10 protein-coding genes and 1 pseudogene are annotated in these 12,050 nt (G+C 59.6%); 3 read left to right on the top strand and 8 right to left on the bottom strand.

Annotated elements, in window-relative coordinates:
• Positions 1 to 14: 14 nt before the first annotated feature.
• The 5 genes from ACR2TX_RS08395 to ACR2TX_RS08375 all read right to left on the bottom strand — a co-directional run bounded on the left by ACR2TX_RS08395 (position 15) and on the right by ACR2TX_RS08375 (position 6,345).
• Complete coding sequence (locus tag ACR2TX_RS08395; protein WP_434131787.1) at positions 15 to 2,675, bottom strand: response regulator; 2,661 nt, start codon at positions 2,673 to 2,675, stop codon at positions 15 to 17.
• Positions 2,672 to 3,127: a hypothetical protein gene (locus ACR2TX_RS08390; RefSeq protein WP_086134881.1), complete on the bottom strand. Its 456-nt coding sequence runs from the start codon at positions 3,125 to 3,127 to the stop codon at positions 2,672 to 2,674. The genes ACR2TX_RS08395 and ACR2TX_RS08390 overlap by 4 nt, the downstream gene beginning before the upstream one ends.
• A gap of 2 nt (positions 3,128 to 3,129) precedes the next feature.
• Positions 3,130 to 4,143: a hypothetical protein gene (locus ACR2TX_RS08385; RefSeq protein ID WP_434131786.1), complete on the bottom strand. Its 1,014-nt coding sequence runs from the start codon at positions 4,141 to 4,143 to the stop codon at positions 3,130 to 3,132.
• Between the two features lie 590 nt (positions 4,144 to 4,733).
• Positions 4,734 to 5,384, bottom strand: a complete 651-nt coding sequence (locus tag ACR2TX_RS08380; RefSeq protein ID WP_156880629.1) for a hypothetical protein — start codon at positions 5,382 to 5,384, stop codon at positions 4,734 to 4,736.
• Positions 5,385 to 5,418: 34 nt separating this feature from the next.
• Complete coding sequence (locus tag ACR2TX_RS08375) at positions 5,419 to 6,345, bottom strand: UbiA family prenyltransferase (protein ID WP_156880630.1); 927 nt, start codon at positions 6,343 to 6,345, stop codon at positions 5,419 to 5,421.
• A 753-nt stretch (positions 6,346 to 7,098) separates the two neighbouring features.
• Here ACR2TX_RS08375 and ACR2TX_RS08370 point away from each other — a divergent pair.
• The 3 genes and pseudogenes from ACR2TX_RS08370 to ACR2TX_RS08360 all read left to right on the top strand — a co-directional run bounded on the left by ACR2TX_RS08370 (position 7,099) and on the right by ACR2TX_RS08360 (position 8,969).
• Positions 7,099 to 7,515 carry an IS110 family transposase gene (locus tag ACR2TX_RS08370; protein WP_434131785.1) on the top strand — a complete coding sequence of 139 codons (417 nt, stop codon included), beginning with the start codon at positions 7,099 to 7,101 and terminating at the stop codon, positions 7,513 to 7,515.
• A 50-nt stretch (positions 7,516 to 7,565) separates the two neighbouring features.
• Positions 7,566 to 8,392 (top strand): annotated as a pseudogene (locus ACR2TX_RS08365) (IS5 family transposase).
• A gap of 43 nt (positions 8,393 to 8,435) precedes the next feature.
• Positions 8,436 to 8,969 carry an IS110 family transposase gene (locus tag ACR2TX_RS08360; protein ID WP_434131784.1) on the top strand — a complete coding sequence of 178 codons (534 nt, stop codon included), beginning with the start codon at positions 8,436 to 8,438 and terminating at the stop codon, positions 8,967 to 8,969.
• A gap of 76 nt (positions 8,970 to 9,045) precedes the next feature.
• Here ACR2TX_RS08360 and ACR2TX_RS08355 read toward each other — a convergent pair whose 3' ends face one another.
• From ACR2TX_RS08355 to ACR2TX_RS08345, 3 genes are read right to left on the bottom strand one after another with little or no spacing between them, the layout of a single operon-like run.
• Complete coding sequence (locus ACR2TX_RS08355) at positions 9,046 to 9,885, bottom strand: carbohydrate ABC transporter permease (RefSeq protein ID WP_205781118.1); 840 nt, start codon at positions 9,883 to 9,885, stop codon at positions 9,046 to 9,048.
• Positions 9,882 to 10,787, bottom strand: coding sequence for a carbohydrate ABC transporter permease (locus tag ACR2TX_RS08350; protein ID WP_434131782.1), 906 nt, complete (start codon positions 10,785 to 10,787; stop codon positions 9,882 to 9,884). The genes ACR2TX_RS08355 and ACR2TX_RS08350 overlap by 4 nt, the downstream gene beginning before the upstream one ends.
• Positions 10,753 to 12,027 carry an ABC transporter substrate-binding protein gene (locus ACR2TX_RS08345; RefSeq protein WP_434131781.1) on the bottom strand — a complete coding sequence of 425 codons (1,275 nt, stop codon included), beginning with the start codon at positions 12,025 to 12,027 and terminating at the stop codon, positions 10,753 to 10,755. Before ACR2TX_RS08345 ends, ACR2TX_RS08350 begins: the two co-directional genes overlap by 35 nt.
• Positions 12,028 to 12,050: the final 23 nt, after the last annotated feature.

The following is a 12,050-nucleotide window of genomic DNA, read 5'->3' as shown; positions in this document are numbered from 1 at the left end:
AAGCATTTCGAGCCTCAGGCCGGCGGGTCCGGCTCGTCCAGGAACCGCTTCAAGGCGGGGAGCAGCCGGCCCATTTCGGATTTCAATACCTGAAAATCCGCCTTCGCATTCCCGAACTCGGCGGTGCGGCCGGCATTCTCGAGCCGTTGGGCGATCTCCGACACGGTGGCTGCGCAAAAACTCGCCGCCGAGCTCTTGAGCGTATGAGCGGCCCTCTCCAGGGTGGGTCCGTCGGCGCTTTCGATGGCCGCCTCGCATTGGTCCAGCAGATCATCGGATTGTCCGATGAAGATTTCGGCCATACTGCGCAGCAGAGGCCGCCGGTTGCGGACCCGGGCCAAGGCTTCGGAGAGATCGAACGGGGGTTGGTCGGACGACATGGCGGATGCCCCTTGAGTGTCGGAAGATGCCGGCTCCTCGTTCCAGCGTTCGACGGCCGCCAGCATTTCCGCCTCGCGTATGGGTTTGGATACATAAGCGTCCATGCCGGCCGCGAGGCAACGTTCCTTGTCGCCTTTGAGCGCGTGAGCCGTCATCGCCACGATGTAGGCATGGCGGCCGGTGTCCCGTTCCCGCTCCCGAATCGCGGCCGTGGCCTGCAAGCCGTCCATCACCGGCATTTGCACGTCCATCAGCACCGCGTCGAAGGATTCCCGCTCGAGCAAGCGCAAGGCTTCCTCGCCGTTGCCCGCCATCAGCACGGAATGCCCGCGGTCTTCCAGCAAGGCCTGCACCAGCCTCTGGTTGACCGGATTGTCCTCGGCCACCAGGATGCGCAGCCCGCGCTGCACGGCACGGAACGGCGATGCCGGCAACACTTCGGGCGTAACGGGCGTGGCTTCCGACTCGTCCAGGGCAGCCTGGATCGCCTCCATCAGCTCCGAATACTTGACCGGCTTTCGAAGGAAACGCGAAATGCCCAAGCGGCGGGAAAGTTCGAAGTCGCCGCCGCGGTCCGCCGAGGACAGCAGCATGATGGTGGTCAGGGCCGTGCTGGGCGTCGCCTTGATGTGGGCGGCCACCTCGAAACCGTCCATCTCGGGCATCATGGCGTCCAGCAGGATCAACCGGAACGGCGCCCCTTGCTCGGTGGCCCGCTGGATCTCGTGCAGCGCGGCCTTGCCGGAATCGGCCTGCACCGGGCTCATGCCCCACTGCGTCAGCATCTCCATGAAAATGTAGCGGTTGACCGGATGATCATCCACCACCAGGACTTTGACCCCGTGCAGATCGAAGGACCTTTGCCGGGGGCCCGGCGCCGTTTCCGACGGTACTTTTAACGGAACCGTGAAATAAAAGGTGCTGCCGCGGCCTACTTCGCTTTCGAGGCCCATGTCCCCCCGCATCAGATTCACCAGGCGCGAGGAAATCGCCAATCCCAGCCCGGTTCCGCCGAACATGCGCGTGGAAGAGGCATCCGCCTGGGTAAACGCGTCGAAGATCACCGTTTGCTTGTCCGCTGGGATTCCGACGCCGGTATCGCTCACCGAGAAGCGGGGACAGATGCTGTCGGCACAGCGGTCGCATCCGGACTCGACCCGCACCACGATCTCGCCCTGCGGCGTGAACTTGATGGCATTGCTCACCAGATTGATGAGAATCTGCCGCAAACGGCCGACGTCTCCGGAAACGATGTCGGGTATCTGGGGATCGATGAGATAAGTCAGCTCCAGGCCTTTGGCATGGGCCTGAGGCGCCAGCAGCTTCAGTGTGTCGCCCACGGCGTCGCGCAAATCGAACTGGATGCACTCGAGCTCCAGCTTTCGTGCCTCGATCTTCGAAAAATCGAGTATGTCGTTCAGCAGGCGCAGCAGGGATTCGGCGGATGAACTGGCCATGGTGAGATAGTCTTTCTGCTGCGGCGTGAGTTCGGTGCGCAAGGCCAGTTCCAGCATGCCGATGACGCCGTTCATGGGCGTGCGGATTTCATGGCTCATGTTGGCCAGGAATTCGCTTTTCGTCAGCGCCGCCTGAAGGGCCGCGTCGCGCGCATGAATGAGGCCCTGCCGCATCCGTTCGAGATTCTCCGCCAAGGCGGCCACTTCGGCGATTCCGGAACGGGTGCCGAACTCGGTGCCGTGGTCGCCGGCCGTGATCTGATCCGCCTCCCGCCGAAGAATTTCCAGCGGCCGAACCAGGCGCCTTCCCAACAAGGCCACGACGATCAGGGTCAGGCCCAGATAGGACGCCACCAGATAAATGCCGCGGCGGTACAGGGACATAAGCTCCTGCCGGACCGGGATTTCGTCGTAACCCAAACGCAAGACCGGCTGTCCGCCGGCATCGCCTTCGGTCAAAGGCACCGCGATGAAATAAATGCCGTCCTCATGCTGTCCGAAGAAGAAATCCTCGTTGAAAGGTTCTTGTGTGGCCAGCGGGATATTGGGCGGTATTATCCGGTCGCCCATCTGCACCTCGGCAAAAATCAGCCGGCCGTTCAACAGAAACTCGCCCATGAGCGCCGCGATTTCCGCCGTATCCCCCGTCGTCAGCCGAGAACCGATCAAATTGCCGAAAAGCAATGCATCCGAGCGCACCTGATTGACGAATTGCCGCTCGACACCAGGCTTTGCGATCAAATAAACCCCGAACAGCAAAAGGGGCACCAGCATGATATGAACGCCTACGATGGACAGCAGCAGGCGCCCGTTGAAGCTATGGAAGAAACGTTTCAATCGGCAGACCCCGCCCAAAGAGTGTTGATAGGTTTCAGCCCTCTGTACTGATCCAAATCCTTGGCCCACATGAACGTCACCGAATCCGGATGTTCCAGCAAGGCGGCGTTCAGCGTCTGTCTATCGTGAAAAGCCTGGGGCCTCTGGCCGCCGAGGCGGAATACGATCGCCAGGACCTGTTTCTCGTAGGCGTCGGAGGACATGAAGGTAACCTTCTGCAAAAATACTTCGAACAGCAGGGACTCGCTGACATTCAGCAGAGGTTTGATGGTCTTGCCGTTCTTCTCGACCGGTACGCCTAGATAAAGCTTCCGGGTCTCCTGCAGCGAAAGCTTGGGAATGTTCGACTGGGAACTTGCGGCGAGAACGAGTTCGCGCAAGCCGTCGGCCTCAATGGCCAGCGCGCCGGACGCGAGCGATAACAACAGGATCAGGAACGACAGCTTGGACATGGCTAGGGGAACACCGCGCTCCATTGGAGCCCCACCTGCCCGAAGGCGCCATCCCTCGTGTGCTCGCGCGAAAGCTCGAGTTTCAGAGCCATCTTGTAGGGCAGTTCGTAGCGTACGCCGCCCATGTATCGATCACGCACGAAGTTTCGAAAATGATCGAAGTACAAGTCGCCGTTATCGTTGAACGTGCCTTCAATCCGGCTGTACAAGGTCAGATCGTCGGCCACCCGCCATTCCGCCTGCCCGTAGAGGTTCAGCACGTCGGATTCGGGTTCCGAAGCGCCGCCCGTGAAATCGTTATGGATGTAAAAGGCCTCGCCCAGGAAACCGAGATTCTCCGATCGCCAATTGGCAAAGACGCCCGCCACGATCTGATTGATTCGGTCCACGCCGATCCGGCGGCCGGATATTTCGGTATAGCTGAAGGAAAAACCGATCTCGTCGGAACCGAAGCTGACCGGCTGATATCCGAGGCGCAAAGTCACGGCCGGGAGCCGCGTACCTTCCGGGTCCAGAACGTCGAACGCGTCCAGCCGCTTCTTCTCGAGGTCCGGACCCACTCCGGCATTCAGAACGTAATAGAGACTGGAATCCCCGAGTTCCCGAACCCCTTCGACGTAAAGCCCGGTGACATGCATCGGCAGCGGGCCGCCGGACGTTTCGTAAGTCATCACACCGGGACGGGTGATGCTGGTCATCATGTAAGCCCCGTGATGAAAATGGATGTTCCAGTAGCCGATGGGATTGTGAAAGCGGCCCACCCAAAACGTGGTGTCCTGCCAGCGCCAGCCGAGCTGCAACCTCTGAACCTCCTGCGCGGAGCGGTCCACCAGCCACTCCAGCAGGAAGCGGAACCGGCCTTGATCCAAGCCGTAGAAGAGATTCAGCCCCGGATTGATCCAATAGTTCTTCAGGCTGGAACCGTCTTGAAGATCGAAGCGATGGAGACTGGTGAGCTCGGGAAAGAGCAGCAGATCGCCGGGAAAGGCATCGGCAGAAACTATCTGCGGAGCCAAAACGCCGGATAGCACCCCGGCAAGAATCACTCGCCGAGAGCAAGCGTTGCCGTCAAAAGCTGAAAGAAAAGCTTTCCGAAAGAGTGTTCTGGTCCGACTCCGGATGCTGTGACGAACTGCCATCAGTGCCGTATTGCCTTTTAATTGTTCTTTTCCGACTGCGCGCCCGTGAAGGCAAGCCATGGACCTGCTACTCCGGACGTTTTCCCCCTAACAGTCTAAGAAGCCGTCTTCAAACTACTGCGGGCCAGGCTAACGGCCGTTTCGTCCGCGGGTCCCGCGGCTTCGGGTCGCCCTTTCGCGCCTTGTCCTGACATCGCTCGTGACGTTTGAAGACCGCTTCTTGCAGCAACCGGCCGTCACATGGACAAACACGGAAACGGGCGGTTGACCCGCCCGATTTTTGACCGCTCGACTTGGACCACTTGACAGTGGCAAAAGCGATAACTTTTCTTATCAACTGTATATGGTCGTATACACGGACACCCAAGGTCAATGATCGGCGGAATCCATATCCAAACAACTGCTTCCTGAAAGCTGCGCCGGAAAAACCGGGTCGATAAGACCTAACCCGTTCCACTCTACGAAGCTTAAACCCGCGCCCAGGGATTAATCCCCTCCGAACGGCACTGCCTAACCAACAAGAAAAGGTATATCGCGTCGAACACGATGAATCCCGCATACAAAAACGGCAGGAGAATCGACTCGGGGGCTTGGACATACTGCGCGGGAATCAGAACAATCGAACCGAACATCCGCGTCAGGACGATATAAACCGACTGGCCGCGCGTGCTTTCGCGGCGGGCCAACAGATACAGGTAGGTTATGGAAATCAGCAACTGATCTCCCCATCCCGTGTAGTTCCCATGAAAGTCCTTGAATTCCAGGGTAATCGCGATGACCCCGAAAAACGCCGTCACCAGCCCCAGGACGAAAGCCGGGATAAACCATTGCCTTGGAAACACAGCAGGAAACTCTTCCCGCCCGAACCGCAGATATTGATACACGATGGCCAGATCGATGAAAAACCAAGCGATATTCGCGTAATTCACCGGTGGCATATCCGGATAAACGAAACCGAAAATGAATTCGTAGGAGACGTTCACGCACATCGGTGCGAACGGCATGCCATACGTTTGATCCTTGAAGCCGCGGCGGATGATGAGGATATAGGCGGCAATCCATAGGGTCATCGATGCCGTGGCTGAAATCTGGAAAGTGAGTTCTTGTTGTGGCGTCATGGCTGGGTACCTTTGGAAGTGTCGGAGCCGTCGTTCACAGGCCTAGGGCCAATCCGCCCAAGACCAGGGGCAGCCACAGGAGGAATTCGGCATCCATCGCCGCATCGCCGGGATTGCCGTCGGCGGCTACCAGCTTTTGGCCATGATCGACGATTGCCCGGACATAGAGGTGAACCGGCGCCAATGCCAGCATCCAGGCCGGAATCCACTGCAGATGGACGGACACTGCCAATACCATGAGCGCAATGCCGTTCACCGCTTGAATAAGCTTGCTCGTCCTCGCCACGCCCAGCAGCAGGGGCAGGGTCTTGACGCCTTCCACCCGATCACGCGCCAGGTCTTTGAAATCGCAAAAGACGGTATTCACGAAGTCGGAAAGCATCATGTAAACGAAGAAAAACACGGTTTGGCGCAAATCCTGAGCATCGACGAAGCGGGAAGCGTAGAGCATCAAAAGGCCCCAGAAGAATGCCGTGTAAAAGGCCTTGATGCCTGGAATGTCTTTCAGTCGCCGATAGGGTAGAAGTTTGCCGGCCAGTGTCCCGAACAGTGAGGTTCCGTACAGGGCCACCGCCAAAGGAAAACAGAGGAGCAATAAAAACGCTTCCAGGCCGGAGAAAACCAAGGCTATGCCCGCGGCGGCTACGAATGCGGCCACGCCGAAGGCGGTAAACAGCGATTTTCTCGAAAGGGTCTTGGTGCGCGTCGACTCCAGGTTTCCATCCAGCCTGCCGACATCGGCGAGATGATCGATCAAATAACTGGAATACACACAGAGAAATGCGGACGAGACGAGAGGCAGCGAAATCTCGCCGGTATGGGCCAGGGACACCACCGACGTGACGCTGGCCGCGCCGAACGGCAGAACGAGGCCGAGATTGGCGGTATTTTCAAGAAACCTTCGGAAGCTGAACAACGGCTCCGGGTTCTCGGCAAATTTGGAGACTTGGTAAATCGACATAAATCCTCCCGAGTATTTTCATTTTTCGAAACGCCTGGCGTGTTGGGCTCGATGCGATCCGTGTGACCGTGAGCCCGGTGCCGAATACAAGGGAGGAATCATGCCAGCACGAATATTGTTCTATTTTTCAGTCACTTATCTGGCATATACAGCTATGGAAAGAAACCGGCACCGTTTGCCCAGCCGAACGGCATTTCCGGAAAAATGCCGTATCTCATTAAAAATCAAGGATTGTTAATGTGTTGGCCTCGACCAACACCCTGTTGGGGCGACTGCGCGGTAAAAGTCGGAGGACCGTCTTTCCGGGTCTCGGCATTCCAGATTCCGATGACATGCGGATCGATTTGTTCGCCTGCCCGCCTACCGCGCATCCGAATCTCTAAGCGTTTTTCACCGCAGTTTAGCGGTGAGAATCGGGAACTTGGTAGGTCGGCAATCCTTTGCCGACAAAGCCCCTCACCGCCCCAATGTGTCGGCAACGGATTGCCGACCTTATATCTCGATTCTGGATTCCACAAGAGGCAGAATCTCCGACTGATCATCGGACCCAGACGCTGGGCAAGACGTTGCCGACCTTGGGCCTGAAGCCCGCGCCGTAGATCGTCCCCCAGCGTCCCTTCCTCGCCATAGAGTTCGAACGGTATCGTAGGGCTGCCTTGGGCAACACCCTGGATGGATAAGGCTGAACCCGGCAGGAGCGGTTTCGATCGGTCAGCACTTTGCCCCATCGTCAACGCAGACCAAGGAGACCCTATGACGTTCAGCCCCATCGGGATCGACATCGCCAAAGCCAAGTTCGACGCCGCCGCGCTCCGCAACGGCAAGTACAAAACCAAGGTCTTCCAGAACACGCCCGAAGGGTTTAAGGCGTTCCTGGCCTGGCTGCAAGCCTTCCAAACGCCCCACGTATGCCTGGAGGCCACCGGCCGCTATGGTGAGGGCTTGGCCCTGTTCCTGGTCGACCACGGCCTCGCCGTCAGCGTGGTCAACCCCGCCCAAATCCACGCCTTCGGCCAAGCCGAACTGAGCCGCACCAAGACCGATAAAAGCGATGCCAAGCGCATCGCCCGCTTCTGTCTCAGCCAACGGCCGCTGCTCTGGCAGCCGCCTCCGCCGGCCGTGCGCCCATTACAAGCCTTAGAGCCTATCCCAGTAGGAACAAAAGCGTGATGAGCGACCTCTAATGCCGAAATTTCGAGTCAAGAGGGGCTCTTATGGGAATGGTGACGAAAGATGATGGCTGGCGCATTCCGGATGAGCTGTGGGAACGGATGGAACCGCTCTTGCCGCCGCGTAAACCGCATCCGCTCGGGTGCCATAACCCGCGGGTGCCGGACCGACAGGCGATGAATGCGATCTTGTTTGTGCTCCGGACCGGGTGTCAGTGGAATGCGCTGAACGCCACCGGGATTTGCTCCAGCAGTTCGGCCCATCGCCGCTTTGTCGAGTGGACCGAAGCCGGGGTGTTCCAGGCGTTCTGGCGCGAAGGACTGCTGACTTATGATGCGTTGAAGGGCTTGGACTGGTCGTGGTTGGCCATGGATGGGGCCATGACGAAAGCGCCGTTGGCGGGTTCAAAAAAACGGGACCGAATCCGACCGACCGGGGCAAACAAGGTGCGAAGCGAAGCCTGTTAACCGATGGCGCGGGCCTGCCGCTGAGTGTGGTGATTGCCGGCGCCAATCGGCACGACCTGAAGCTGGCGCGGTCCACCTTGGCGGCCATCGGCGTCCCGCGCCCTGTACCCACGCCGGAGCAGCCGCAAGGCTTGTGCCTGGACAAAGGCTATGACTATGACGAGGTGAGGGACTTGGCCAAGGCCTTTCAGTTTACCGCTCACATTCGAGCGCGCGGTGAGGAGGCCGAAGCGATCAAGAAGGAAGCCGGTTTCAAGGCGCGGCGCTGGGTGGTCGAACGGACCCACAGCTGGCTCAACCGATTCCGCCGGATTTTGATCCGCTGGGAAAAACGAACCGACACCTATCTTGCCATGCTGCACTTGGCCTGCGGCATCATTACTTGGCGGGCAACGGGTCTACTGGGATAGGCTCTTAGTGCGTCGGCTCGAGAGCCTCCTCGAGATGCGGCAGATGGAAAAAAACCGCCTGGACGGGGCCGACCCCACCGTACGCCCCTCCATCGAAGCCGTGCTCGCCACCCTCGACACCGAGATCGCCGCTACCCAACAACGCATCCGGGAGCACATCGACCACGATCCGGACCTCCGCCAACGGCGTGACCTGCTCGACACCATCCCCGGTTTGGGCGACGCCACCATCCCGGTGCTGCTGGCCGCCCTGGGCGACGTTCACCGCTTCGAAAACGCGCGCAGCGTCGCCGCCTTTGCGGGCCTCTCGCCCAAAGAGCACCAGTCCGGGAAGTGGAAAGGCCACACCCGCCTGTCCAAGACCGGCGATGCCTTGCTCCGCAAGGCCCTTTATATGCCGGCCATCGTCGCCTGGCGCCATAACCCACTGATCCGGGCCTTCTGCGAACGCCTTAAAGCCCAAGGCAAGAACGGCAAACTCATCGTCGGCGCCGCCATGCGCAAGCTCCTCGTCCTGGCCTACGGCGTCCTTAAGTCCGGCCGACCGTTCGATCCCAATCATGGGCTTGCATCGTGATTTCTAAGACGGTATCTACTGCACCTTCGGGGCGCTACGCCAAACCAGAAAACGCTCTAGCTCCACGCTCTAGTGTTCACCCTTTCAATCCACTCGTGGCGATGCCCTGAATGAAAAGGCGCTGGAAGACCAGGAATATGATTAGTGTCGGAAGGGCGATGAGCACGGCGCCCGCCATCAGCATGGTCCATTCGACCCTGAATTCGTAGCGGAACATGGCGAGGCCGACCGGAAGGGTGAACCGGTCGCTGGTGGTGGTCACGACCAGCGGCCACAGGAATTCGTTCCAATTGCTCTGGAAGGTATAGATGCCCAGCGCCGCCAGCGCGGGCCGGGACGCCGGCAGTACCACCCGCCAAAACACTTGGAATCGGTTGCAGCCGTCGATGCGGGCCGCCTCTTCCAGCTGCTTGGGGATGGACTCGAAAAACTGCTTCATCAGGAAAATGCCGACCACCTGAACCATGGCCGGCGCGACCAGCGCGGTATAGGTATTGACCAGACCCAGGGCATTCAAGAGCATGAATTTGGGCACCAGGGTTACATGAGCGGGCACCATCAGCGTCGCCAGCAACAGGGCGAATAGGACGTTCCGCCCCGGAAAGCGCAAGCGGGCGAAGGCATAGCCCGCGAGGGCGTCGAAGAAAAGGTTCGCCAGCGTCACCGCCAACGCGACGCCGCCGCTGTTGAGCAGCCACCGGGCGAACGGAATTTCGGTCCAGAGCCGCCGATAATTCTGCAAGGTGAACTCGTCAGGAATGAGCTCGATCGGCCAACTGAAAACATCTCCCGGCGGTTGAAACGAGATGGACAGGGACCAAATAAAGGGGAGCGTGAAAATGCCGGTGGCCGCAAGCAAGAGCGCAAGGACGGCCGACCTCCGGATTGCGTTTCGAACGGTCCGAGATCTGTTCACGGCGCTTCCGGACGGACGATCTTCCGCTGCATCCGGGTGACGAGCAGTATGATCGCGAACAACACCACGGCGGCCGCCGCGGCATAGCCGAAGCGGAAATACCGGAAGGCGCTGTTATAGATGAAATAGCTGAGCGTGGTGGTGGCATTGACCGGCCCGCCCGCGCTCATCATGTAGATTTGATCGAACACCTGAAAGCTGCCGATGATCCCGAGGGTCACCACGAAAAACAGCGTGGGCTTGAGGCCCGGCACCGTGATGTGCCGGAAGCGCGCCCAGGGACTCGCGCCGTCGATCCGGGCGGCTTCATAGAGCGAAGCCGGGATACTCTGTAGCCCGGCCAGAAACGCCACCATGAAATACCCCGAGGTCGACCATACGTTGAGCGCCATGATTGCGCCGAGCGCATATTTGGGCGATCCGATCCAGTCCGGCCCGACGATTCCGAACTGCGACAGGACGTAATTGAGCAAACCCGGCTTCGAGTAGATCCACAGAAAGATGATGGACGTCACTACCGAGGAAGTGATGGCCGGGATGTAAAACGCCGCGCGAAAAAATCCACGGGCCGGAATGTTCTGGTTGACGGCGAGCGCCAGCAACAAGGCCAAGAGAGTCTGGGCCGGCACCACGCCCAGGACATAGACCGTGGTGTTGCGCAGAGCGGCGAAAAACAGCTCGTCGCCCGTCAATTCGACGAAATTCGCGACACCGAGGAAATGCTGTTCGGGCCGAAAAAGATTCCAGTCGAAAAATGCGACGACGAAGATGAAAATCAGGGGGCCGAACACGAACAGCGAAAGAACGACGAGTCCCGGCGACAGAAAGAAAAATGCGGCCCAAGCCTCGCGATGACGCTCGGGCATGTCAGCGGGGCGGCCCGGACCGGCTTTGCGACTCATGGCCTCGGACATCGGCGTGAAACTGCCCTCCCCGTTCCACCCGGCGCTTCAAATCGTCCAGCGTCGATTGAACCGCGGCGCCGGTGAGAAAGATGGCTTGCAGCGCGCTCTGGGTTTCGTCCAGGACTCGCTGGTTCACCCTGAATTGCCAAATCCGCGCATGATCGAGGCTTTGCAGAAAAACCCGCTTCAAGGGATCGCGCTCGATCTTCGATTCCAGCGCAATCGAGCGCCGGGCCGGCAGGCCGACATCGGATTTGACCCAGATGCGCCCGCCTTCGCGGCCGGTGAGATAACGAAGCAGCTGCCATGCTCGATCCGGGTTTCGGGTCCGCTTGGGGACGGCATAACCGGCCACGAACGCGACCGAAGCCGCCTTCTTTCCGGCGGGCAGCAAAGCCGCCCGATATGGGGTGCCTGCATGGGTCTCGTTCAGGAAATTCGCCGCCCAGAGTCCCGAGATCGCCATGGCGACGCGGCGGCGGCCGAAAGCGTCCATGTTCCAGGCCGCTCCGACGTCGGAAGGCATGACGGCGATGCCGTCCGTCTTCATCCGCTGAAGGAAACCCAGCGCTTCCGCGAAGGCGGGTTCGCCGAAAGCGGCGCGGCCTTGCGCGTCGAGATATTCGCCCCGGTTCTGCCAGACGAAGGGCAGCGAATATTCGAGGTCTTCGGCATGGCTGTATCCGTACTGGTCGACGCTGCCGTCGCCGTCGGTATCGCGGGTGAGCCGCCGGGCGTACTCGGCGAATTCTTCCCAAGTCCTCGGAGGTTCCGCGAGTCCGGCTTCGGCGAACATCGCCGGGTTGAAATAAAGCGCCAGGGTCGAATAATCCTTGGGCAATCCGTACAACGCGCCGTTGGAACGAAACGCATCGAGCAGCATCGGCTCGAAGTCGTCCGGAAAAAAGCCGGGGTCACGGACAAGGAAACCGTCGAGCGGCAGCAAAACGTCATACTCGACCAGCAGCGGAATCCAGAAAGCCTCGATCATCACCACATCCGGCGCGGTCCCGGTGGCCAGCATGAGCAGCAGCTTGTCCATGTAATTGGCCGTGATCGGCTCGTACCGGACCGGAAGGCCGGGATGCCGTTGCTCGAAAGTGTCGATGAACGTCCGCGTCAGATTTTCTTCGATCGGCGATGCGATCCAGCCGGTCAGACGGATCGAATCGGAATCCGGCCGCCCGCAGCCGAAGAGAAATGCCGCGATGAATACAGCAATCGCTCGTAAAGGCATGATGCGGCTCATCGACTCGACCC

The sequence above is a fragment of the Methylocaldum sp. GT1BB genome, from assembly GCF_051027545.1.
Taxonomy (GTDB): Bacteria; Pseudomonadota; Gammaproteobacteria; order Methylococcales; family Methylococcaceae; genus Methylocaldum.
Note: the sequence above shows the minus strand (reverse complement) of the source record. Positions and strands in the feature narration are given on the sequence as shown.

Coding starts and splice junctions, on each gene's coding strand:
- ACR2TX_RS08390 (WP_086134881.1), bottom strand. CDS start 3,127: ATGTCCAAGCTGTCGTTCCTGATCCTGTTGTTATCGCTCGCGTCCGGC.
- ACR2TX_RS08360 (WP_434131784.1), top strand. CDS start 8,436: ATGGAAAAAAACCGCCTGGACGGGGCCGACCCCACCGTACGCCCCTCC.
- ACR2TX_RS08345 (WP_434131781.1), bottom strand. CDS start 12,027: ATGCCTTTACGAGCGATTGCTGTATTCATCGCGGCATTTCTCTTCGGC.
- ACR2TX_RS08370 (WP_434131785.1), top strand. CDS start 7,099: ATGACGTTCAGCCCCATCGGGATCGACATCGCCAAAGCCAAGTTCGAC.
- ACR2TX_RS08380 (WP_156880629.1), bottom strand. CDS start 5,384: ATGACGCCACAACAAGAACTCACTTTCCAGATTTCAGCCACGGCATCG.
- ACR2TX_RS08350 (WP_434131782.1), bottom strand. CDS start 10,787: ATGAGTCGCAAAGCCGGTCCGGGCCGCCCCGCTGACATGCCCGAGCGT.
- ACR2TX_RS08375 (WP_156880630.1), bottom strand. CDS start 6,345: ATGTCGATTTACCAAGTCTCCAAATTTGCCGAGAACCCGGAGCCGTTG.